This window comes from Ferrovum myxofaciens (assembly GCF_013181415.1).
Classification (GTDB): domain Bacteria; phylum Pseudomonadota; class Gammaproteobacteria; order Burkholderiales; family Ferrovaceae; genus Ferrovum; species Ferrovum myxofaciens.
This window is the reverse complement of sequence record NZ_CP053676.1, coordinates 75,307-96,726: the sequence shown is the minus strand read 5'-3', so window position 1 is coordinate 96,726 and position 21,420 is coordinate 75,307. Positions and strand designations below refer to the sequence as shown.

17 protein-coding genes are annotated in these 21,420 nt (G+C 51.2%); 8 read left to right on the top strand and 9 right to left on the bottom strand.

The window, feature by feature from the left end:
- Window positions 1-295 precede the first annotated feature (295 nt).
- Together HO274_RS00495 and trbB are read right to left on the bottom strand one after the other, a co-directional pair.
- A complete protein-coding gene (locus HO274_RS00495) occupies window positions 296-2,920 on the bottom strand; it encodes a toprim domain-containing protein (protein WP_273120530.1) in 2,625 nt (874 codons plus the stop codon).
- Between the two features lie 8 nt (window positions 2,921-2,928).
- On the bottom strand, window positions 2,929-3,876 hold the full coding sequence (trbB, locus tag HO274_RS00490) for a P-type conjugative transfer ATPase TrbB (RefSeq protein ID WP_273120529.1): 948 nt from the start codon (window positions 3,874-3,876) through the stop codon (window positions 2,929-2,931).
- Between the two features lie 516 nt (window positions 3,877-4,392).
- Between trbB and HO274_RS00485 the strand changes: the two genes are divergently transcribed.
- From HO274_RS00485 to HO274_RS00460, 6 genes are all read left to right on the top strand, one after another.
- Entirely contained in the window at window positions 4,393-5,535 is a 1,143-nt protein-coding gene (locus HO274_RS00485; protein ID WP_273120528.1) for a dsDNA nuclease domain-containing protein, read from the top strand.
- Window positions 5,536-5,568: 33 nt separating this feature from the next.
- Complete coding sequence (locus HO274_RS00480; RefSeq protein WP_273120527.1) at window positions 5,569-7,254, top strand: sigma-70 family RNA polymerase sigma factor; 1,686 nt, start codon at window positions 5,569-5,571, stop codon at window positions 7,252-7,254.
- A 678-nt stretch (window positions 7,255-7,932) separates the two neighbouring features.
- A complete protein-coding gene (locus tag HO274_RS00475; RefSeq protein ID WP_273120526.1) occupies window positions 7,933-8,664 on the top strand; it encodes a hypothetical protein in 732 nt (243 codons plus the stop codon).
- Window positions 8,661-9,221, top strand: a complete 561-nt coding sequence (locus tag HO274_RS00470) for a hypothetical protein (RefSeq protein ID WP_273120525.1) — start codon at window positions 8,661-8,663, stop codon at window positions 9,219-9,221. Before HO274_RS00475 ends, HO274_RS00470 begins: the two co-directional genes overlap by 4 nt.
- Window positions 9,211-10,299 (top strand): MBL fold metallo-hydrolase, encoded by a 1,089-nt coding sequence (locus HO274_RS00465; protein WP_273120524.1) that lies wholly within the window; start codon window positions 9,211-9,213, stop codon window positions 10,297-10,299. The genes HO274_RS00470 and HO274_RS00465 overlap by 11 nt, the downstream gene beginning before the upstream one ends.
- 226 nt (window positions 10,300-10,525) lie before the next feature.
- On the top strand, window positions 10,526-11,680 hold the full coding sequence (locus HO274_RS00460; RefSeq protein WP_031596347.1) for an IS630 family transposase: 1,155 nt from the start codon (window positions 10,526-10,528) through the stop codon (window positions 11,678-11,680).
- 335 nt (window positions 11,681-12,015) lie between these two features.
- Here the strand turns inward: HO274_RS00460 and HO274_RS00455 are convergent, their stop codons facing one another.
- The 7 genes from HO274_RS00455 to HO274_RS00425 form a co-directional block, all read right to left on the bottom strand.
- On the bottom strand, window positions 12,016-12,966 hold the full coding sequence (locus tag HO274_RS00455; RefSeq protein WP_273120523.1) for a hypothetical protein: 951 nt from the start codon (window positions 12,964-12,966) through the stop codon (window positions 12,016-12,018).
- A gap of 2 nt (window positions 12,967-12,968) precedes the next feature.
- A complete protein-coding gene (locus tag HO274_RS00450) occupies window positions 12,969-14,147 on the bottom strand; it encodes an AAA family ATPase (RefSeq protein WP_273120522.1) in 1,179 nt (392 codons plus the stop codon).
- The gene (locus HO274_RS00445; RefSeq protein WP_273120521.1) at window positions 14,144-15,271 is read right to left on the bottom strand and encodes a DUF262 domain-containing protein; all 1,128 of its coding nucleotides are present in this window, start codon (window positions 15,269-15,271) and stop codon (window positions 14,144-14,146) included. The genes HO274_RS00450 and HO274_RS00445 overlap by 4 nt, the downstream gene beginning before the upstream one ends.
- A 480-nt stretch (window positions 15,272-15,751) precedes the next feature.
- A complete protein-coding gene (locus HO274_RS00440) occupies window positions 15,752-16,969 on the bottom strand; it encodes a carbon-nitrogen hydrolase family protein (protein WP_273120520.1) in 1,218 nt (405 codons plus the stop codon).
- Entirely contained in the window at window positions 16,969-17,535 is a 567-nt protein-coding gene (locus HO274_RS00435; protein WP_273120519.1) for a hypothetical protein, read from the bottom strand. The genes HO274_RS00440 and HO274_RS00435 overlap by 1 nt, the downstream gene beginning before the upstream one ends.
- A complete protein-coding gene (locus HO274_RS00430) occupies window positions 17,535-18,287 on the bottom strand; it encodes a P-loop NTPase family protein (RefSeq protein ID WP_273120518.1) in 753 nt (250 codons plus the stop codon). The genes HO274_RS00435 and HO274_RS00430 overlap by 1 nt, the downstream gene beginning before the upstream one ends.
- 12 nt (window positions 18,288-18,299) lie before the next feature.
- Window positions 18,300-18,836, bottom strand: a complete 537-nt coding sequence (locus HO274_RS00425; RefSeq protein WP_273120517.1) for a hypothetical protein — start codon at window positions 18,834-18,836, stop codon at window positions 18,300-18,302.
- 364 nt (window positions 18,837-19,200) lie between these two features.
- On the opposite strand from HO274_RS00425, the gene HO274_RS00420 reads away from it, so the two are divergent.
- Both HO274_RS00420 and traI read left to right on the top strand, forming a co-directional pair.
- Window positions 19,201-19,515, top strand: a complete 315-nt coding sequence (locus HO274_RS00420; RefSeq protein ID WP_273120516.1) for a plasmid mobilization protein — start codon at window positions 19,201-19,203, stop codon at window positions 19,513-19,515.
- Window positions 19,515-21,371, top strand: a complete 1,857-nt coding sequence (gene traI / locus HO274_RS00415) for a TraI/MobA(P) family conjugative relaxase (protein ID WP_273120515.1) — start codon at window positions 19,515-19,517, stop codon at window positions 21,369-21,371. Before HO274_RS00420 ends, traI begins: the two co-directional genes overlap by 1 nt.
- The last annotated feature ends 49 nt before the right edge of the window (window positions 21,372-21,420 follow it).

Genomic DNA, 21,420 nt, shown 5'->3' with positions numbered 1-21,420 from the left:
GGTAGCGCAGCGACCTCGCAAATCGGATTTCATGTCAAGTGTTTTTTGCATTTTTTTTGAAAATATTTATCGCGCAGATGGGTACCTTCGATATTTGGAAAAACCCGCGAATGTCTAAAGTTCAGGCAACGGGACATGCTTGTATGGTATTGAAAGGAACTTGCGTGAAGCCACATCTGCTATTTCTTATACTCCTCGCCGGTGTTCGTTTAGCAGGCTGTTGAAAAACGAGGTCATCCTTACGGTACGACTATGACGCTGACGACTGTCCATGGGTCGAGAATGAACCTTATCTTCAACGCCCCAGGTCGGCCTCATGTGGGCTGCTCACTTTGTGAACTTTTCTGGTCATGTTCTCTTCCATTTGCTGGTCGATATTGCGGGTTCGGAGTTGCTGCTGTTCCAGATCCCGTGCGGTTTTTGCATTGGCCAACCGATCATAGGCCAACTTCCCCAGGTTGGTGAGATCTGATTTTTCGTCAATCAGATCGGGTTGCGTTCCGCTACGGAGTAACAAAACCTGCCCTTGGGTCAGTTCCCTTCCATTGGCTACCAATCGAAGCGCGTGTGCGCCATTCCAGTCCAGTTGCGCCAAAGCACAGTCAGCGGCAATTCCATCCTGATCGATTTTGTATTCGCGTCCGACGCCAGAACTGGGTTGACCTGACGAATCGGATCCGCTCCCTTGCACTTCGACCTTGCCTGCGGGGGACTCGGGATTTGTCGGTTCCTCCCCAGGCGCGGGACTTTGCGGTTGATCCTGCTGTTTAGGGGTCTCGACCCGTTTGTGAGCCTCGAACAATTCCCTGATATTTTCCACACCCTGAGCTACTGTCTGTTTTAATTCCGCCACAATGCGATTGTCGCGTTTCACATCCGTTTCTTCCCTGACCTTGTTCAGGGTGTCAAAAAAAGAAATGACCTGGGCAGGATTCAGCATAGGGTTTTCCATAGTAGTCTTGGCCTCCGGGGCTTGTGTGGTGACGGTTGATTGGGGCGATATGAGTTTTTCAAGGCAGGCTTGTTCTATCAGGTTCTTGATGGTGGTCAACACTGATTCGGCACCTGCATCCCGCAACAGGTCCCGTGCGTCATAACCGGAAGGTGTCTCCCCGTAGGGTTTGACAGGAATGGCAATGCCCGCGGGTTCATCGAAAACTTTGGAAGCTTTGAGCGCGTAGGACTGGCCTTTGAATGCGTTCTTTTCGCCGTCATTGTCGGCACAGATCACTACGGTCCCCTGTAATCTGGTTTTCAGGGACTGGGCCACAGCGGGCAGATTCTGGGCAGACAAGGCAGCAATCACTGGCAATCCCGTTGCCTGATAGATGGCGAGGCCGGTACCGATCCCTTCACAGATCACCACCTGTGGGGCGAGGATAACTGACTCAAAGGCGCGGAGCGGGGCTTCTTCATCGCTACCCACAATCGGGATCACCGCAAAGGCCCCTTTTGTGAGGGTCCCGGATACAAAACGCTTGTCGGCGGATTTCCCTGATTCTGCCCAGCCTATCCGCTGCATGCCAACCCAGCGCACGCCATCCTGATCATCCAGAGCAAGCACCGGAACCAATAATTGTGCTCGCCCCTGCCGAAGTCCTGCCGGGTGCAATTTTGGCGTATCCAGATAAGGGAAATTCAGGGCCTCGCGATACTCTCGCCAGCGTGTCAAGGATTCAAGGACAGCGCCATGCCGTTTTTCCTCCCATTGTCTCCCCAGGGTATCCTGATTGGTTTTGATTCTGGCTTTTTCTTCCGGGGTCAGGTCTCGGTGGGATTCCGCCGGGCGATAGTAAACTGTTTCACCACCCGTCTTGAAGTTCGTGACCCAGCCAGTGCCATCTTCGTGCAGGAGATAAGACGCATCCAGTTTTCCCGTGGGGCTATCCCCTACACACGCCCTGTGAACCCGACCATCAATTTGCAGTTGTTGCGGATCGACATACACGCCCAGAGACTGGGCAAAATCGACAAACGTAAGTTCAGTGGACTGCGTCAAACCAGCAGTTTTTCTACTCTCGCCAGTGCTTCTGGATTGGTTGACAATTCGATCATGGATTGACGCATTTCTTCCATTATGCTCTCGATGTTTTCCAGAGACTGCTGGTGCGATCCCCGCAGCTTGTAGGTAGGCGTCAGGGGTGAGAGTGGATCGTTTGAACTCAAGGTGCCGGGTGAGTCGTTGTCTAATGTGTTCATGATTTCCCTCCGATTTCAGGATGGGAAGATGCCCCCACCCACAGTACAGTGCTGGTTTGTCGAATATCCGTCGATCCCATACCCGCAATTCTACGCTGTCGCCAAATTTATGGCGAACCGCTTCCAGCCCATAGGGTAATCCTCCCTGAATTCTGGCGATGACCCCAATGCTGGCTCCCCGACCGATTTTGTCAAACCTCCTCAGCGCGTTATCCAAGGCTCGTTCAGGCGTGGTATGGACTACAACGATTACGGGTTTAAAACCCGCTTCCAGAGTCTGGGTTACCTTGGCAATCGCTATCTCTGGATCAGCCAGTTGTCCTTCATAAATGGCATGGACTTTGTTGGGCAGTCTGGTTTTATTCAAAACCAGGGAGGTTTTTCCGGATCCATGTGATCCGGTCAAAAGAATGACTTCATTCCTTCCTGATTCTGGTTCATCCTGAAGTACTCGACGAAACTGCTCACTGGCCAAAACTGCAGCCGAATTATGGACTGGGCCATTCAACCGGTTTCTGGATTCCCTGGATTCCCGATATTGCTCGAATGTTTCCTTGAAGGTATCCGCACTGATAAACCGCCCCCCCAGTGACTGGGGTAATGCCCTGAAGCGTTCAATGAATTTGTCGGGATCTGCTTCCACAGCCCGCGCCACTGTTTCCTGTACTTCGTTACGGATTTCTCCATTGAACGATACCCGCTGAATCTTTTCAATCGCCATAACTCCCCCTATGCCGCCCGTTCCACCCGAAAACCGCCACTCGGTGACCATCCTCTGACCATGACCACTTCCTCGACATGGCGAGCCTGTGCGCTACGCTTGATAGAAACGACGACATTCACGGCTTCAGCGATAAGTTCTGGATTTGGCGGGACTCCCGCTTCCTGAATCAGTTGTCCGATCCGGATCAGTGCTGCACTGGCATCATTGGCGTGAACCGTTCCAACTCCGCCCGGATGACCGGTATTCCAGGCTTTGAGCAAAGCCAAGGCGCTGCCATCGCGTACTTCACCCACCACGATCCTGTCAGGCCGCAATCGCATAGTGGCGCGGAGCAAGCGCGTCATGTCAGTGGTGTCTGAAGTACGCAAAAAAACCACATTGTCAGCAGAGACCTGAAGTTCACGGGTATCCTCGATCACAACGATCCGGTGATCCGTATCCACCTTGGCCACACAGTCCAGAATGGCGTTGGCCAGCGTGGTCTTGCCGGTGCCCGTCCCCCCACAGACCAGAATATTCTGCCGATCAGATACAGCGGCCTCGATGGCCTGGCGTTGATCGCTTGTCATGATGCCTTTGCCGACATAGTCGTCCAGGGAGAAGACCAGCAAGGCTTTTTTGCGCAAGGCAAAACTGGCGTGTTCCACCAGCGGGGGAATCAGCGCTTCGAATCGGCTGCCATCCAGAGGTAGTTCACATTCCAGAATGGGCTTGTCGATGGTCACCACGGTATTGAGCATGGCCGCCACGGTGTTCACGATGGTGAGTGCTCTCACAGCATCGATGCGGGCCGTACAGGACATGCCGGTTCCTAACCGATCAACCCAGAGTGCTCCATCCGGATTGAGCATGATTTCCACCACATGAGGATCTTCAAGGGGGCCTAGAATCTCCGGCCCGAGGGCTCGGCGTAAGGCTTCTTTATGGCGTACTTTGGTCTGACTTGCTTCCATTGAGAGTGCTCCGTATCTGGCCAGTGGCCATATACCTGGACTCTGCAGAGGGGGAATATCTCTTGGAATTGAATGTACTGATGCGTATCCAACAAAATTGAGCCAAAATGTGGTTCAATAATCGGTCATGAAACCACGCTCACTAATCGCTCATGTCAGTTTTATGGCACCCTGTGAGCAGAACGCGATATCAGTTGCGTGCCATTTCCGGACGGGGCGGGTCAGGGGGTGCTGGTGGGAAGGCTCACTATTCGGCCATTGCTGTCGGTGGCGTCGGCTCAGTTCAATGACAGGTGTCACGCTTGCTGACGTTGAGGGGGGCTCCGTCCCTTTGACCACTTTCGTCGGCAACGAATGACGGCAGTTGCTCCTGAACCGACTGATGGCATATATATATCGCTATTGGCTACTACTGACTGATCGGAAATCGGCCGTTTGCTATTCTGATACGCGGGATTTCCCAACGAATGCCAAATGCGTGGATAATCCAACTTCCAAGGGGGAAACCACAAGAGCATGGGGAGCAGCAACACCGAAGAGGTTTTTCGCGTCGCCAGCGACAAGGAATTGGCGGAGACCGGTGGAGGCCACAACCAGAAGGGTGTGGACTTCCAGCGGGCATGGGCGCTCTCCCGAATGTTCGAGCTCGAGGAGAGCGGGGTTGATGATTTCTTGATCCTCTTCGAAGCCGTCCAAGACGTCGCTGAGCTAGACTCCGAATCGGCCCCTTCTTCCATTCGCATCTACCAGGTCAAGAAGAAAGATCGCGGCGAGTGGGAATGGAGCCACCTGACCCGCCTGCCCGCCCCGGCCAAGAAGAGACGGGCAGACAAGACCACCGACGAGATCAAGGACAGCCCCATCGGCAAACTCTACTCCGCCGTGCTCGCCTTCAAGGAACTGAAAAGCTCCGGGACGTTTCTTTCCAACAGCGGCTGCAACCTGCCGCTCGCGAATGGTCACAACGCTGCCACCTCGGTCTCATGCGCCCTATCCCAGCTTGAAGCGGGGCACCTCGACCTGCTCAGAACCGGCCTCGAATCCCTGCACGACGCGGGAGCATCCCCAGTCAACCCCGAGCGAATCTGTGTCGAGAAGGTCCCGATCCATCCCGATGCGCCCGCAACCCATCTCCAAGGTGTAGCCGTCGCGTTCCTCAACAAGCGCAGCCCACGCCACGCCGGGCAGGCCAAGTCCTTGGTTGACGCCCTACTCGCTGACATCGGCCCGCTTGGTGCCAAGACCGACTCGTGCTCGAACTTCGAGGAGCTCCGCAGGCAGAGAGGATATTCGCGCGGGCAATTCGCCTCCGCCCTCGGATCCCTCGAACAAGTGCCCGATCTCGTGGCGCTCGCCGAGACATGGCTGGAACAACTTTTGACCGAGGGAGCCCTGAACTTCATGGAGGTGACGAGCGTCCGAGTCGCCATGGCCGCCATCTACAAACGACAGGTCATGGGCGGTGATGACCCGCTGACCTCAGCACTCGTCTCCGACTGCGACGCATGGCTGGAAACGAACACTCTGGGACCGCTCCTAGGCCCCTTCTTCGACGGGGCAAGGATCTATCTGGCGCCGTCGCACCCGTCCTTCCGGGCGGCGGAATTGACCGCACACATCGCATTGAGGGCCGTCAGGAAATGCGTGGACCAGACCTAAGAAAACTGATTAGAACCCTTCGGACAAAATCATATGAGAAGCTTTCTATTCGAAGACATCTGGATGCTCTCTCGCAGGGACAGGCGGGCCAGGCACGTAGAGTTCCACGCGGGGAAGAACCTGATCCTCGGCCGGAACCACACCGGCAAGTCGAGCCTGATCAAAACCCTGTTCACGACGCTCGGGGCACGGCCGGAGGGTGAACTGCGCCAATGGGACGAGAACACGATCTCCAAGGTGGGGTTCAGCGTCGACGGCCGCCGGTTCTCCGTCCTCCACCAAAGCGGCACACGGGCCCTGTTCGACTGTGAAGGCCGCATCCTCGCCTCGACCGGTGACCACGGTGAATGGAGCACCGCCTTCTCGGATGCGACGGGGTTCAACCTGCCGCTCACCGACAAGCAATCCCGAACCGTCCTGGCCGACCCCAAGTGCTTCTTCCTTCCCTTCTACATAAACCAGGACGGTAGCTGGCAAGCCAACTGGAATACCTTTACGGGGCTGGCTCAATTTAAGGCCCCCGTCGGCTCCATCCTCGAATACTTTACCGGCATCAAGCCCCCCGAGTATTACGAAGCGAAGTCCAAGAGGGACGCCGAGCAGCAAATACTCGACAACCTTAGGAAGGAACGCGGCTTCCTCGAAAAGGCCCGCGAACGTGTTAGCAAATCGTTCTCGATGTCCGGGCCGAAGGTTGACCCGGAAAACTTCAAAATCGACATCGAGCAGCTAACCGCCGAGGTCAACGAGATCAACAAGCGGCAGGAAATCCTGCGCGACCAGGCTGTCAAGGAGAGGGAGTTGCTTGCCTCGATCCACCTGCAAACCAACCTCGCAAACGAGGCCCTGAGCATCTACGAGAGTGACTCCCAGTTTCTTCGCACCGAGCCGCGTGAGGCCCTCGTCTGTCCCGTGTGCAACGCAGAGCACTCCGATTCCTTCCTCGATCTTCTCACCTACGCCGAGGACGCCCGGTCCTTGCGCGACATTACCATCCGCCTCCGCAAGGATGCGCGCGAGATCGAGAACAAGCTTTTGAAGACGAACACCGAGATTGCAGCACTCGAACAGAGCTATCGCAAGGTCGAGGCGCTTCTTTCTATCCGACGCGGTGATATGCAGTTCAGCCAAGTCGTCGAGAGCATGGGCGCCGAGAAAGCCTTCCGGGCCTTCGAGGACGAGCGGGTGATTCTTGAGGCCGAGATGGCCGACCACCTGCTTGAACATGAGCGGATAACGGAGGCCATGAGCAAGCTGACCGACCGCAACCGATCGAAGGAGATTCTGAAAATCTTCCGCGAGGCCTACTCGGCAGCCCTCGTCGAGTTGAGCCTGCCGATGACCGACACGGGCAAGGTCAAGCTCACCAGCCGTCCCAACCTTTCCGGCAGCAGCGGTCCTCGGTCCGTCCTGGCCTACTACGCCGCCCTTTGGGCCGCGTGCTACGGTGAGAAGGGGTCCTTCCGCATCCCGCTTGTTGTTGATTCCCCTAACCAGCAGGGGCAGGACCACATCAACCTGCCCAAGGTCATCAGCTTCCTGTCCGGCAAGCTGCCACGGCGGGCCCAGCTCATCCTCGGCTCCGAGATCGACACCGACCTTCCTTTCGACCGAAAAATGGAACTCACCGAGCAATACAAGCTGCTGTCCGAGACGGACTTCGACGAGGCCGAGGGTTACCTCTGCCCGTTGGTCTCAGCCATGTATTTGAAGGCCTGAATGCCCTCCGCGAAACCGGAGTGATTTACTTGGCACAAGAGGACCAGGCGTTGTGATCTACAATTCGTCCAATGTGACAGACAACTTCAAGAGAATAGACAACCGGAGAAAGTAGCGTCATGGATTCAAATTGACGATGGGCGTGTAACGAGCCAGCGCGTCGTTCAGTATATGGGTTCCCTGGAGTCGGCTCAGTCAGTTTAGCTCGTCCGACGTTCCCTTTCGGGTCGAGAGTGCGCCTTCCCCGGTTCGTAAAACTGACGTTGAGCAGGAATTGCAAGTGAGGGGCAGCTTACTAGCACATTGCTGACCGAAGCTACTAGACAGACAGACGGCAACTCAGGCCGATGACCTGCCAGCCATGGCTGGGTTGCCGACCGTCGCGTCCTCGGCCAAAGCGGTCGGTCGCGTTGCCTCGAACACAATTGACCATGAATGACCGCTTTGTGGCATGATATTGGCAAGGTCGTAAAGCAGGTGTGTGCCAGTTGTTGACGGTCGAGGTGTAAAATGGATCGCAAGAAAGCTGATGGTTGTGACTTGTAACAAGTTTACAGTCGAGGAAAGTCAGTATTCATTTATACGAAATTGTAAACAGCAACTTATCCCGTTGCGGTTTAAGATAACAAAGTGCATTATGCGAAAGTGATAACTTGAACTTTTTGATATATCAATATAATGAATGCCATAAAAACTGAAGTTAGCATTGTATTGGCTGGTCAATTTGCACCAGACGACTTTCATCCAAACAAATTGGCTGGTGGAAGAGTTATTGCAAGAAAAGTGGCGGAATCTGCTTCTATTACCGCATTGATTACAATGCACACATTGCAATTTAAATTAAGTTGGGCTGATATATTAGTACAAGAGAATAGATTTCAGGTAACTTCATTAGAAGCCCCTCATATTCGAATTTGTGATTTAGTATTAAAGGCTCTTGGGGACTTGTCACCAAGTTCGACTGTTTTACAATTTGGCATTAATGTAGGTTGCCATTATGATTTTGGGAGCTCTGATGCACGAAATGAATTTGGAAAGAGAATAGCCCCGCCTGATGCATGGGGGCCTTGGGGGTGTGAAATATTAGAAAGTATGGCTGGACCACATAAAGGAACCAGTCTTCAGGGAGGTGTGATGAGCGTTCACATGCGGCAACCATTCGTTGAGGATAGGCTTACGGGTTGGCGTGACGTTGTAGTAGTCGCATCAACTGAGGTTTCTAATAACACAGGTGTATTTATTCGCTCGAATCACCACCATCAACTGACAAATCTTGATCCTGACTCTGAAGTGTCAACGCAACCGTCTCAGGAAGGTAAAGATACATCTTTTTTATTGTCAGTTTTATCGACCCGTTTTGAGAAATCTGTCGATGATTCTTTGTCAATTTTCGAGGGAGTTATTGTATGAGCGCTCAGGCCGTCTTGAAGTCGCCGGAAGAATCTGCTACAGCGAATAATTTTTTTTCACTTTCGTACAATGTGCAGCCAACAAAAAGATTCTTTCCTGATATAGAGTTAGCTAATCGTGAATCTGCCAATGAGAGCGACACCGATATAGATACATCATCGGTGCAATCTAAGCTGCCCTCTACTTTTACTCGACTTTTACCTGATACGCGAATAGCGCCGGATGAACTCCTTGCAGAATGGGATGGCTACGTTACGAGTATTCAAGAAGAAGGAATGTTCTTCTCAGCAGTATTGAATGGACTAAAAGGTTTAGGTGTTAAGGGGGCGGAGGAAGATGCTGTCATCCCCATTTCAGATGTCGCTGACTGGGACAAAGACCTCCTCCGTGAAGGAAATTTTTTTCGGCTTTGCGTTAAACAAGGCGTCTCTCCATCCGGACAGCCCATTCGATACACGATGGTTATTTTTCGACGTATGCCCGCCTATAGGCAGCAGGATCTTGACCAAGCTATAGTGCGTGGGCGTGAACTGGCTCGGAGTCTGCGTGTGGAATAGTCTTGGGTCGTCACCGAGTGCCAATGAAATAGAAATTACTGTGCTTGGGCCGGGCTATGGTGAGTCTGTTGTTGTCCATCTGGGAAATGGAGAATGGCTTATTGTTGACTCATGCGTGGACTCATCCGATCCGGCAAAGTCTGTCGCACCTTTACGTTACCTTCGTGAAATTGGCGTTCAAGTTGAAAAAGCGGTAAAGTACATCATCGTATCCCATTGGGATGACGATCATGTTAAGGGTATTTCAGATGTCCTCGAGAAATGTTTAGAAGCCGATTTTATTTGTTCACAGGTTTTTTCAGAAGAAAAGTTTGCTTGTTTTGTTGAAGCGAGCTCCATTAATGAACTGAAGACCGATGGAGGTAATGTTAGAAATATTCGTAGGGTTCTTCAGCTTCTTGGGGAAAGGAATAAGCCCATCAAGAAATCAGTACCCGCTCGCCAATTATCTACGAATCCAAAAATCACATGCTGGTCACCATCTGACTTGGACTCGGATGAGTTTTTTAAAAATTTAGCACAGAATCATCCGAAGGCGCGTGAAGAATTACGCAAAGCTATCTTAATCACTGAGAATCTTACTTCTGTCGTACTTACCATTGAATGGCCTTATGTGTCGGTGCTGCTTGGTGCCGACATGGAAAACAGCCTGAATCCACAGCGAGGTTGGAGTGCGATAGTCTCAGAAGCGCAAAAAATTGGGGTTATGCCAGCAGGTCTTGTAAAGATTCCGCATCATGGCTCTCAAACAGGTCACCATGATGGCATGTGGATTAGCTTGTTAACCGAGGCTCCTGTGTCAGTAATAACCCCTTTTGGCAAAGGAAGGTTTGGTAGCCAGCCGCCCACACGAAGTGACATAACCAGAATTCGCGGAAAATCCAAGAGCGTGTTTGTAACAGCCAGGCACGGTCAATCTAAATTACCAAAAATGGAACTGGCTGTGCAGAGGAGTCTTCGTGACGGATCAATTTCGCTGACTACAAAAAAAATTCCTATGGGTATTGTACGTCATCGTCGGACACCAGGCTCAGAATGGGTTTGTGAGTTATTTGGTGCGGCCTACCGTAGCAAATAACTCTGCAAAAATAACGGCGATGAAGGATACTTGCCGACAAGCACTAAGTGGTGTCGTAGCAATATTTTATTAAATCGAAACAGCATTCATTCCTTATAGTTAAATTCGAAAAAAACCGCTAGGTCACTAGTAGTAAATATCATTAAAAGGTTTACGTAATACAATTCCCTCCCGTACAATGATCGAGAGAAATTTTGGTCAAAACCATAAAGGACGGGGGGAGATAATGGGACGAAAGACGGATCGAGCACCATTGGTATTAACGCCAAAAGAAAAGGAAAGTCTCACGAGACTCTCGCAGTCCCGGACGGCTTCCAAGCGGGAGATTGAACGAGCGTGCATTTTATTGAAATATGCAGAAGGGATGTCTTTCTCGGAAATTCATCGGGAGATCCGTCTGTCTCGCCCATCTATTTACAAATGCATCGACAAGGCATTGGCCGCCGGAGTCTCTGTAGGGCTCAAGGATAAATATCATCGACCGAAAAGCCCTGAGATCACGGAAGAGGCTAAAAGTTGGGTAGTGAGTCTGGCCTGCTGCAAGCCCAAGGACCATGGATTTGCGGCAGAATTGTGGACCCTATCGGCTTTGACGGCTTTTGTTCACGAGAGAGCGGAATCGGCGGGATTTCCAAGATTGGCCCGTGTTCCGAAGATGACGATATGGCGGATTCTGGATACAGCCAACATCAAGCCGCACCGAATCCGGTACTATCTGGAAAAGAAGGATCCAGATTTTGACCGGAAGATGAGGGAAGTCCTGATGGTTTATCAGGAGGTTAATCTTCAGAATGACCGGAAAAAATTACAGGACAAGCCGGTTCCTGAGGAGATCCGCCCGGTCATTACTGTCAGCGTGGACGAGAAACCGGGAGTCCAGGCAATCCAGAACACGGCCCCCGATTTGCCTCCCGTCCCCGGACGCCACGCCGAAGTCGGGCGCGACTACGAATATATCCGTCATGGGACGCTTTCGATTCTTGCGGCCCTGGATCTTCATACGGGTGAAGTGATCGCCAATGTCGAAGAGCGTCACCGGAGCCAAGAGTTTGTCGCTCTGCTGAAGCGACTGGATGAGCGTTACCCGAAAGAGGCGACCATTCGGGTTGTTTTGGACAACCACTCGGCCCACATTTCCAAGGAGACCTTCGCCTATCTGGCCGCACATCCCAACCGGTTTGAGTATGTCCACACCCCCAAGCATGGATCCTGGCTCAATCTGGTGGAAACGGCGTTCTCGAAGATGGCCCGTACATTCTTGCGCCACATCCGGGTCTCCTCAAAGGAGGAACTGAAGGGCCGCATCGAAAAAGGGATTGCCGAATGGAACGAACACCCGGTTGTCTTCCGGTGGAGTAACTTCGATCTGGGCTTGGAATGATATGTAAGTTGTTTGATGTTATGTTGTACTAGTAACTTGAGAGTTTCGATACGCTGAATTCCTTGTCAGAAAGCGGTCAGTCGCGAACGACCGCTGTGTCTCGATTCCTGCTATTCGCGAAGGTCAGCTATCCGGCATCCAATTTTTTGAGCGGAACATAAATTTTCGCAGCCCGGAAGCAGACCTTCATGAAGTTCTGTTCCCGAGACAAACCTGACCGTGGCGACGGTCAGCTTACAAGCATCCAATTCAAGGAAAAAAGTTGGCAATTGACCCATTAGAGACGGTCACCCAACAAGTCTCTGGCTTTGCCAGATGCCATTTAACCTTGGTATCTATCGTTTAGTTAGCTTTGGTCCAATATAGAAAATACGAAGTGTTTGATGCGTCTTCGATGGCCACTCGAAATGGATTCTATACTGAGGACTCTTTATCTTGCCGTGCCAAGAACAAAATACCGCTGCAGTCGGCCTATCAAAATCAGGGAAAGTCATTTCTTTCTTGAAATCCTGTTTGTTACTCTCAGATTCATCGGTGAACAACGCTTTTCCTCCTGCGAAATACTGACGAATCAATTCATTATTTCTATCCGAATAGGTTCCGTCCTCACGCCGACAGTTCATAAATTCGTTGAGTACATGGAGCAACTCGAAAACTCGCTCTGTCACATACGAGCAATACGGCTCCATTGGGAGCGCACTGATACAATTTGGAGAGAAGGACAGTTTATTGAAGCGCGCTATTGCTTGATTAAGCATTTGTTCCCAATTAACGGGCCGAGGTGTTTTTGAAAGGACATCATTGCTTAGTTTTGAAAAATTCCAAATATTGTCAATATCTACAATTGCAAGCCGCTCTTCAGCCAAGCCTTGTTCAATGGTAAGTGGCGCATAATCAAATCCGCCATTGGCAAAGCTCACACTTACAGATTCTTGGCCTGCTAATTTACGCCTAGCAATTTCTGCCAGACTGTGGTTAGTTACATCCTGACCAAGATACTCAAAATAATCATCTTGATTTTGCTGTCTGTCTGCATCCCAGAATGGACCATATTTTGTCAACCATGCAAGTACAAGCTGAAGGAGAGTTTTATCGCGCTGAACCACCTCGCGAAAATTTTGGTTGTAGGTTACATTCTGTAACGCGAGTGCCTTTAAACAATATAGGCTTTCAGCCAGCATCGGTGTTTGCCGCCGCAAGCGCATGAGTTCGCTTAAATCATTCAAAAAATCGTCAGCGATTTGATACTGGCCACATAGAGACAATTCATTGACATACCAAGGCATTCCTAGCTCCAACCAGCAAGAGTTGCAAGATCCTTCTCGGCTTGGTCGAAAAAGCCTCCTGGCCATTCGCTTAGATTGCCATTTTTATCAATTTTCGGTGATACCACGTGAGCTGGATCTCTCGCGCTACGGGGGCGATGATTAAAAAAGTGAATAGCAGCCTGCGTTGCAGGTAGAATTTCTTGTTTAATTGCCAACCTGACTCCATTCAACACATGATCGCTATGAGTTTCGATAACAATCTGAACACCTGCTGCTGCAATCATTGCAAGAAAAACGCCCATTCTTGATTGTGCCATAGGATGTAAGTGCGCTTCAGGGCTATCAATGACAAGTATTTGGCCAGAGCGTGCAATCAGTCCCGCTACTAGAATTGGGAATGCATAACTCAATCCATAACCAATATTGGAGGGCCGTCGCCACTCATCAGCACCATGGTTACGGAATTCCAGTTGCACCAATCCCGTATTGCCGAGACGAAAAGCATGCGCTTCGGCTCCGGGGAACAGTTCACCCACCCAAGCATTAAATTGTCTCCGCAGAATCGGCGCAGAATCACTTGAATGCCGACGTGATGCATCAACGTCCTCATCCAATAGTTTTTCAAACCACCACGCTGCGTATTCGCCTTGAGCACCTACATCAGCCCAGACTGGTTCAGAAATTTCAGGCGATGGAAATACATTTTCTGCACCAGCACGTATGGCCGAAAGGAATACCGCATCTCTAAGGCCATGACAGAGTTTCCGAACGGACTCTGGAGCTTCTTGGGGGAGTAAGTCACTTAGCATCGTCTCACACCCCACAGCATAGACCTCTGAAGGATTCGCACCAATATCCCACTCGATTTGCTTAATGGTAAGCGCATGTCCAGAACGCCGATCTTCAGGAACCAGTTTCCAATTAGTATGAATATTAGCATCCCGTATTCCCAGCTCAACCTCGGGATCACCGCCTTCGCGAACCACGTCCCCAGGAGAGCCCAAACGAGTCAGATTGCCATTAAGCTGAAGGAATCGACTCCTTCCTCCTTGCCTAATTGCTTGCGCCAATAACAGCAAAGTTTGTAATGTGGTTGATTTACCTGCTGCATTAAATCCGGTAAGCAAAGTAAGTGGTGCAAGCGGCAGGGAAAGGGCCTCAAAGCACTTGAAATTTCGAAAAATTAAGCGATCAATCATAGGAGTAGAATCCCCTCAATAGCGTTACGTGCCATCGCAAATCTTGTTTTGACTTGCCGTGTACTGTTGGTCGAATAGGTAATAGCGTGTTTGAAGTCGAAATCGGCAATAAGAATCTGAAACGCTTCACGGAATAAGTCAGCATGCTGTTTTACTACTGCCTTATCAATATTGGCAAATAAGACTGAACAAACGTCAAATAACGCAATATTTAATACTGTACGCGCGGCAAAATCATCAATCTGAGCCAGAGATTTTCGGAACGCATGTGATTTAAATAAAAATTTATTTGCCGCCATCGAGTGAATAAATTTTTTGTACAAATCCTCCGACTTCGAACTGTCATTTTGCATCGCATCTAATGCGTGTCCCAGAAAAGCATCCATATCCCCACTGGTATAGTTTTGCTCGCCAATCAAATAAAAAGCGCAAAAACGATTGATTGCCTCCCTATCCCGCATAGATTTTTTATCAAGGGATCTTCCGGTGGCATCAAGAAATTCTGGACTATTTGCCGCCCTCTTCAACCATTCGGTAGCCGGTCCGTTAAATAAGCAATTTCGCATTTGCTGACGGGTAAGCGGCATTCCGCTGTTCACTCGCTCGAAAATATCCAACTTTGCTCGCTCTGGCGCCTTTGAATCAAGGATGTAGAGCGTCAATTGCGTATCTTCTATGCGCTCCTGCAATTGCAAAGGAAGCTTTGAAAACTTCATGCCATTCAGCGGGTGGGCTGGCTGATCTTCTCCTGATTTTAATATTAAGGAGAAATCGTCTCTAATATATCTACTGAAAGTCGTTAATCGCTGTAATCCATCCACAACTGCAATACGGCCATTATTGGCTTCGGCCACATAAAACACTGGAAGTGGAATGCGCATTACACATGACTCTATAAGGCGAGATTGTTTATCGACGGGCCAAACGAAATCACGTTGAAAATCAGGATCAAGTTGATAACGTCCCGCGCTAATTCTTTTCACCACCTCTTGGACTGTACGAGTCTCAGTCCTGACAAAAACGGAATCGAGAGGATAATCACTCCCCCATCCTTCTGATTGAGAATCATCCAGCCCTTCGGGCTTTTCTTCTAGCACTGCAATAGTGCCTTGATTAGGTAACATGCTCATTTTTTACGGATAATTTTTGGGGGTGTGTTGATTTTGAATCAATGTGGGTCAATATGCCATAGGAGTAATAGTAATGCAATTAATAAGCATACGAAGACTCATACTTCTTTCCAAACCACCATACATTACTCGAAAAAACTAATTGAATGACCGATATTTCTTAAAATACCTTGAAAACCAGCAAAAAGCACGATGTTGCCTTTATTCAATGCCTAGAGTAGTGGGGCTTAAACTTTGATTATCGCTTTATGGGGCCTTATGAGACGCCACGAACGACTGGTTTCATGCGGCGTACTTTATACCTCGACCGCCTGCAATTGGCACGATGCGGCTGTAGTCCCCTGCAAATATTCTACCGCAAACCGGTCATTCATGGCCAATCTAGCACAGCTTGGAGCAAGTGCCCGCAATGACCGAGGGTCGACAAATCGAAAAATACTGACGAGTGTCAGTTTGACTTCGGATAGCGGACCGTCAAGATACTGAGGACCGAACAGCTCTTAATGAGTCGAAAACGGCCTTTAAATCCGATGATGATTTTTGACTTTGCCCCAAATTTACTGCCATGACCAATGGGATGTCCATGAGTCTCGCCCATGCTCTGGTACTGGCCATTTGAATTCCTGGTGCGGTACTGGAATACGCCCACCAGTCATTGGACATGGCCAAAACAATATCGGGCCGTTGTGCCATGGCCTCCAGCCAGGCCCATGGCTGAACCTGCTCCACACAAAGTGATGCCCAGACCCGTTTGCCCTCCACTATAAAAACGGACTGCACCCAGGCCGGGCGGAGGCTATCTTTCCCCCAGGGTATCCAGTCACCCCCCAGCAGAAGCCCAGCAGCTTTGGCAACCGGTTCCGGATTTGAGTGGCTATGCTTGGCCAACATGACCGCATCGGACCTATTCTTTTGAGATTCAGCCCCAATCAGCCAGATTTGCCCTTTTGGAATCGCACTGGAAAGCTGATACTGGGTGCCGGGATACCAATTATCCAGAATCGCTTCCGGAAAAACCACCACCTTCGCCCCTGCCCCTGCACGCAATCCCGCCTCGATAACCCCCTGATTATTGGCGATGCCCTTCAGGATGTTGTTGTTACTGGGCCGAATCGCCGTTTGTACGCCGACCCAGCTATGGGGTGGCAAAACCTCCCGATAGGAAAGATTGAAACCTATCGATCCCAGAACCAAAACCAATGCCCCGTACTTTCGTAAACACCCAGGGGTATAAATGACCGGAATTGCGCCCAACAAAAGCAGTAACCCAAGCCATGTTGTACCGGGAAACAAAACCCCGGCGGCATTTAATGGCGATAGCCAGCCGATGACCCCAATCGGCGGCAACGCCGTGATGAGAATTGCCATGAGCGCCCCGACAGGGCCAGATGCCAATACCCACGGCACTGACAGAACCATGGATGCCACCAGCCAGACCACAACGCCAATCCCCCAGTGTTCTGACCCCCAGTAGCCCGTGACGGCCCCCACAATTGGCCAGCACCCAACCAGGTAATAACCCAACGCCACCACCATTCGGTCCAATTTTTTTCCTGAGCGGACGAGCATCACCGCCAACGGCAATCCCACCGAGCACAGTGGCCCCAGAAGACTATCCCCTCCTGATAACCAGGCACTCCCCGCCGTAATGGAGAAAACTCCGGCAAGTTCCGTGTGTACAGTGGGGGCCATTACTTTCTGTGACCTGACAGGCACTGCTTGATGGTTTCTGCCTGACTGCCGATCTGGTTTTTCAGGAGCGACACCTCCGTATCTTGATGGTGTTGCTCCCAGGCAGTCCCGAGCCAGAAGAAAGTCCCAACTAGTCCCCCAGCCAAGATGATCCAGAAAGCACTGAAGGATTCTTTGAGCGCCTCCTTCAGCACTCCCATGTCAACAATGATCCGGTCGGGCAACTTCAAATGCTTGGGGAGATCCTTGGCAAGGGATTCCAGATCAATGGGTGTCGTTGGGGGAGCCTCGCGGAATATTTGGGTCGCCAACTTGATCTCGCTGACGGCGTTATCCATATCGCTTCTGGCTTCATCCAGAAGTTTCAGGACATCGGCCCGTGAAGTACCATGGGACCAAGCCCATGCCAGCATCAGAACATGGGCAGCATTTGACGGGTCGTCGGGCTGAAACCCGGTTTTTTTCAGAACTCCAAGCAAAGAGTCCATTTCCTTTTTCTCGGCTTCGAGTGGGGTTCTTCCCCCCATGGCGGAGATAAATATCTGTTCGGAGTTGGCGTATAGCATTATGCCACCTCAACTTCTTCGACTCTTGCCATGGCCGCGCCCGCTTTTTGAAGCCAGGAATTCAGTGCCAGGCGATAACCAAACTCCAGAGGTTTGCCATCAATCCCGGTGGACAGGACTTCGTGGAAAGGGGTGCGTCCGATTTTTACCGCAAGTTGATCATTGAGCTCGGGGAGTTCGGCCCCAAGCCATTCTCCTTCTACGACCAGTTTTTGATGTAACGGGCTGGCTTCCCATATTCCAAATTTGTCTGTCTGTCCGAAGAACAGGTTTTTAATGGCGACGCCGTACTGGTAACGGGGCCCCATATTTTCCAGCCGATATTCGAGAGCACGGATGCTTTCATGCGTCCGGCTCAACATCCAGACAGGGATCGCATTAGCCTCACGCAGCACTTCGTTGACGATGGGGATCGACCCATCGAAGGCGCGTGTTCCGATCTGCGCGGGCATATTGACAACTATCCGGAGATCGATGTTTTTACCAATCTCCGAGAATCGACCAACCAGTGTGCCAAAATCGATCCAGCCATCTTCTGTGGACAGATCCACCAAACTGGCCTGTATGATGCCACTCCCAACTCTGACCCCCCCCGTGCCACACACATCCGGGTTGGAGCAATCAGCATCGATTACAACGATCTTGGGACGGGTTGAATCATCCCGCGCCAGATAATGGTGAATCAGGGCCCGGGCTGCCATGCTTTTCCCGACCCCGCCTTTGTCGCCGTCAATGATAAAAGTCTTAAGCATTTTCTTCTCCTGTTAATTTTCGCCAATAAATTTCTTTTTGGAGAATGTGGCACTGAGAGCCTCAAGGTCCTTTCTCATCGCGTAGTCCACATCCGATTCGCCTTTCAATTGGTCATTCTCGCCACCCGGATCTGATGGTGGTCGGACTGGTGTGTTTTTCTGGACAGGTTCTGCGTCCGACGCAGAGTTTTCTGCCATTGCCTTTTTGCGTTCTGGCGTGGCTGGCTCTTTGGGTATCTTGATCTGGTGCCGATTTCGCTCACGGAGTTTGGCCACCGCGTATCGCAAGTCCCCCACTGGGACATCGGGGAAAGACGGCGCCAGTTGCGCCAGCACCTCGCTCGTTCCGAAATCAGCCTCGAATAATTGGATGATGATTGGCTCTAATGTTTGAACAGCCTTTACAGCGAAAGTCCTGGTGGTCTCAGAATGTTTCGCCGTTTGTTTGGCCTTGAGCATTGAGAGCAGACCTTCCGCGAGGTCAGGCAACTTCTCGGCAGCGGCTCCTGCGTCAAAAACTTTTTTCGGTTGATCGTCGAACTCCGACATATTTCCTCCCTGTAGTGCAGGACCGGAATCGGTCCATACATGGACTCTGTAGGGAGGGAACTGGATATCCCTATGCCATCCACAGGCAAAAACAGGGCCAACCGGGTTTTATGGGACGTGCGACAAGGGAACCGCGGAGAACATGCTCGGATTATTTTGGGTGTCGGGCGGAGCCTGACCAAGTGGGGCCGGATGCAACTGGAAGCGAAGCGGGAAGTTGTCAGACGGCACCTTACCTTGTACGGATTTTGCCTCAACGCTCAGCCCCCAGGTTTCTCCCAGAAGTCTCCTATCAAACATACAGGATGTTCCCCAACGACAGAGTAGATGTATGAACACATAAAACCTACGGTGAGGGACAGGTATGAACAAACCAAAACCAAAGATGAATTCCATCGCGTTCGTCCGTCTCACGGAAGAACAGAAGCAGGACTTGGGGAACCAGGCGAACAGCGCAGGGATGACTCTCTCCGAGTTGATCAGGAACCGTGCTCTCAACCAGCCAGTGCCGAGCCATACGGATGCGATAAACGGGAAAAAAATTGACCAACTGGGTCGGATGCTCAGACACCTTTATCCAAAGGGGAAAAGCTGGGCCTCTGCCGAGGACCGGAAACTGTACTGGAAGACCATTGTTGAACTGCAACGCACCAGCAAGATGTTACGAGGAGAAAAGTGATGTTGGCCAAAGTGATCACACTGAGGCACGGAACTCCCGGCAAAGGGTTCCGTCCAGCCCTGAATTACATCATGCGTGCCGGAGCAAAAAACAGACTCCCTGAAGGGCAACAACTGGAAGGGGGGGAGATCAATGTGTCCCAGGATGAACTCTACTTCACTCTGGCAGAAAATAATGTGGCCTATGCCGATGACATTTCCTGTGTCCTTGAATCAACGGCGGATGAGTGCCAAAGGAAAGGAAGGTTCAAGGGGAACCCGGTTTATCATGTGGCCATCAATTGGCAAGACGGTGAACATCCCTCTCCGGAACAAGCCAGACATGCCTGCGATCATGTCATGAAGGCTCTGGGCTACGAGGAACATCAGGCGGCATGGTCTATTCACCGGGATACCGACAACGATCATGTGCATCTGGTCATCAACCGGGTGCACCCTACTAGGCTTCTCGCAATCTCACCACCGTTCAAGAAAGACTATTTCATCCTTGACCGGTGTATGCGAGAACTTGAAATAGAATTCGGCTATGGGCGGGCAAACGGCCCCTACATCACCCTTGATACCAAGGAAGGTCCAAAAATTGTCCGGATGAGCCGAGCCGAACGACGGGAACGAGGATTATTGAAGGAAGATGGTGCACGTATCAGTGAACGGGCGCGTCGCGCTGAAATAAATATCGGGGACGATCATTCGTTTCAGTCATGGGCATCCAAGGAACCGGCGCAGGATCTCAAGAAGGTTCTGCAACAGCCTGAAGTGACCTGGCAGGATGTGCATCACTGTCTCGCACAGCATGGCGTTTCGATCCAGCCGAAAGGATCAGGAATGATCGTGACTACGACCCTCGAAGATGGTCGCGTGTTGGCAGGCAAGGCATCCCAGATGGGCCGCTGGGCCAGCAAAGCAGAACTGGAAAAGAAATTGGGAGCGTTTGTGCCCTCAAATATCTCATTCCCCCCAAACCACAAATACCAAAACACCATTGAGGAGCGGAGGAAAAATTATTCGGATGAGCGGAAACCCTACGATAAAGCGGAGGATAGTGACCGGGTAATTCGCAGAGCAGCCCGAGAACAAGCCCGCAAGGCGCTTGCAGAAAGATTCAAGGCAGAACAGAAATTCATCAGGATCGAAAAACCTTTGCGTCGCGTAGAACTGCGTGATCGTCACAACAATGAAAAGCGCGAGTTGCTGGACGAGCAGCGTCAGACCCGCGCCCAAGTGCGATCCGATGCTACAAAACAGGGAAAATCACCAGAACTTGCACTTTCTCTCTGGGCGTATCATGCGGCAATTCAGCGCGAAGCCCTGCAAAAACGACAGGCAGCAGAACGAAAAGCCATGACAGCAATGCTCCCACACTCTGAGGTATGGCGAAAATGGCTGGAATCTCAAGCGAAAAAGGGTGATGAGGCTGCCCTGGCAGCTCTCCGTGGGATCCGTTACCGGGAACAGCGAGTAAAATCCAAGTCTCAAGATGGCATCGAGGGTGAGGAGTTGGATCCGTTATGCAGTTTGACGGTGGCCCAACTCGATGCACAGTTGGATCGACGGCGACAACTCGTGGTTTACACGGGGAAGGATGGCCGTGTCAGGTTTACCGACACTGGACCCCGGATCGTGATGCACGACAAGGGTGACGATAGTCTGGAGGCTGCCCTGAGAATCGCTGCTCAGAAGTATGGCGGAAAAGTGGATATCACCGGTAGCAGCGAGTTTCGGGAGAGGGCAACCCGTGAGGCTACACGACTAGGAATTCGGGTTCTGAACGGAGATTTGCAAGGCATCGTACAAAACGAGGTTGGGGAAAACAGAAGACCAAAGAACTCCAGACCAGACCATGATCTGGGGCGATAGACACAGAACCGCTTACCCACATTCCGATGGATATCCTCATCCAGCACGA

What these genes read in the sequence shown, in the direction of transcription:
- HO274_RS00495 (WP_273120530.1), bottom strand. Translation starts at nt 2,920, where the DNA reads ATGGCGATTGAAAAGATTCAGCGGGTATCGTTCAATGGAGAAATCCGT.
- trbB (WP_273120529.1), bottom strand. Translation starts at nt 3,876, where the DNA reads ATGGAAGCAAGTCAGACCAAAGTACGCCATAAAGAAGCCTTACGCCGA.
- HO274_RS00485 (WP_273120528.1), top strand. Translation starts at nt 4,393, where the DNA reads ATGGGGAGCAGCAACACCGAAGAGGTTTTTCGCGTCGCCAGCGACAAG.
- HO274_RS00480 (WP_273120527.1), top strand. Translation starts at nt 5,569, where the DNA reads ATGAGAAGCTTTCTATTCGAAGACATCTGGATGCTCTCTCGCAGGGAC.
- HO274_RS00475 (WP_273120526.1), top strand. Translation starts at nt 7,933, where the DNA reads ATGAATGCCATAAAAACTGAAGTTAGCATTGTATTGGCTGGTCAATTT.
- HO274_RS00470 (WP_273120525.1), top strand. Translation starts at nt 8,661, where the DNA reads ATGAGCGCTCAGGCCGTCTTGAAGTCGCCGGAAGAATCTGCTACAGCG.
- HO274_RS00460 (WP_031596347.1), top strand. Translation starts at nt 10,526, where the DNA reads ATGGGACGAAAGACGGATCGAGCACCATTGGTATTAACGCCAAAAGAA.
- HO274_RS00455 (WP_273120523.1), bottom strand. Translation starts at nt 12,966, where the DNA reads ATGCCTTGGTATGTCAATGAATTGTCTCTATGTGGCCAGTATCAAATC.
- HO274_RS00450 (WP_273120522.1), bottom strand. Translation starts at nt 14,147, where the DNA reads ATGATTGATCGCTTAATTTTTCGAAATTTCAAGTGCTTTGAGGCCCTT.
- HO274_RS00445 (WP_273120521.1), bottom strand. Translation starts at nt 15,271, where the DNA reads ATGTTACCTAATCAAGGCACTATTGCAGTGCTAGAAGAAAAGCCCGAA.
- HO274_RS00440 (WP_273120520.1), bottom strand. Translation starts at nt 16,969, where the DNA reads ATGGCCCCCACTGTACACACGGAACTTGCCGGAGTTTTCTCCATTACG.
- HO274_RS00435 (WP_273120519.1), bottom strand. Translation starts at nt 17,535, where the DNA reads ATGCTATACGCCAACTCCGAACAGATATTTATCTCCGCCATGGGGGGA.
- HO274_RS00430 (WP_273120518.1), bottom strand. Translation starts at nt 18,287, where the DNA reads ATGCTTAAGACTTTTATCATTGACGGCGACAAAGGCGGGGTCGGGAAA.
- HO274_RS00425 (WP_273120517.1), bottom strand. Translation starts at nt 18,836, where the DNA reads ATGTCGGAGTTCGACGATCAACCGAAAAAAGTTTTTGACGCAGGAGCC.
- HO274_RS00420 (WP_273120516.1), top strand. Translation starts at nt 19,201, where the DNA reads ATGAACAAACCAAAACCAAAGATGAATTCCATCGCGTTCGTCCGTCTC.
- traI (WP_273120515.1), top strand. Translation starts at nt 19,515, where the DNA reads ATGTTGGCCAAAGTGATCACACTGAGGCACGGAACTCCCGGCAAAGGG.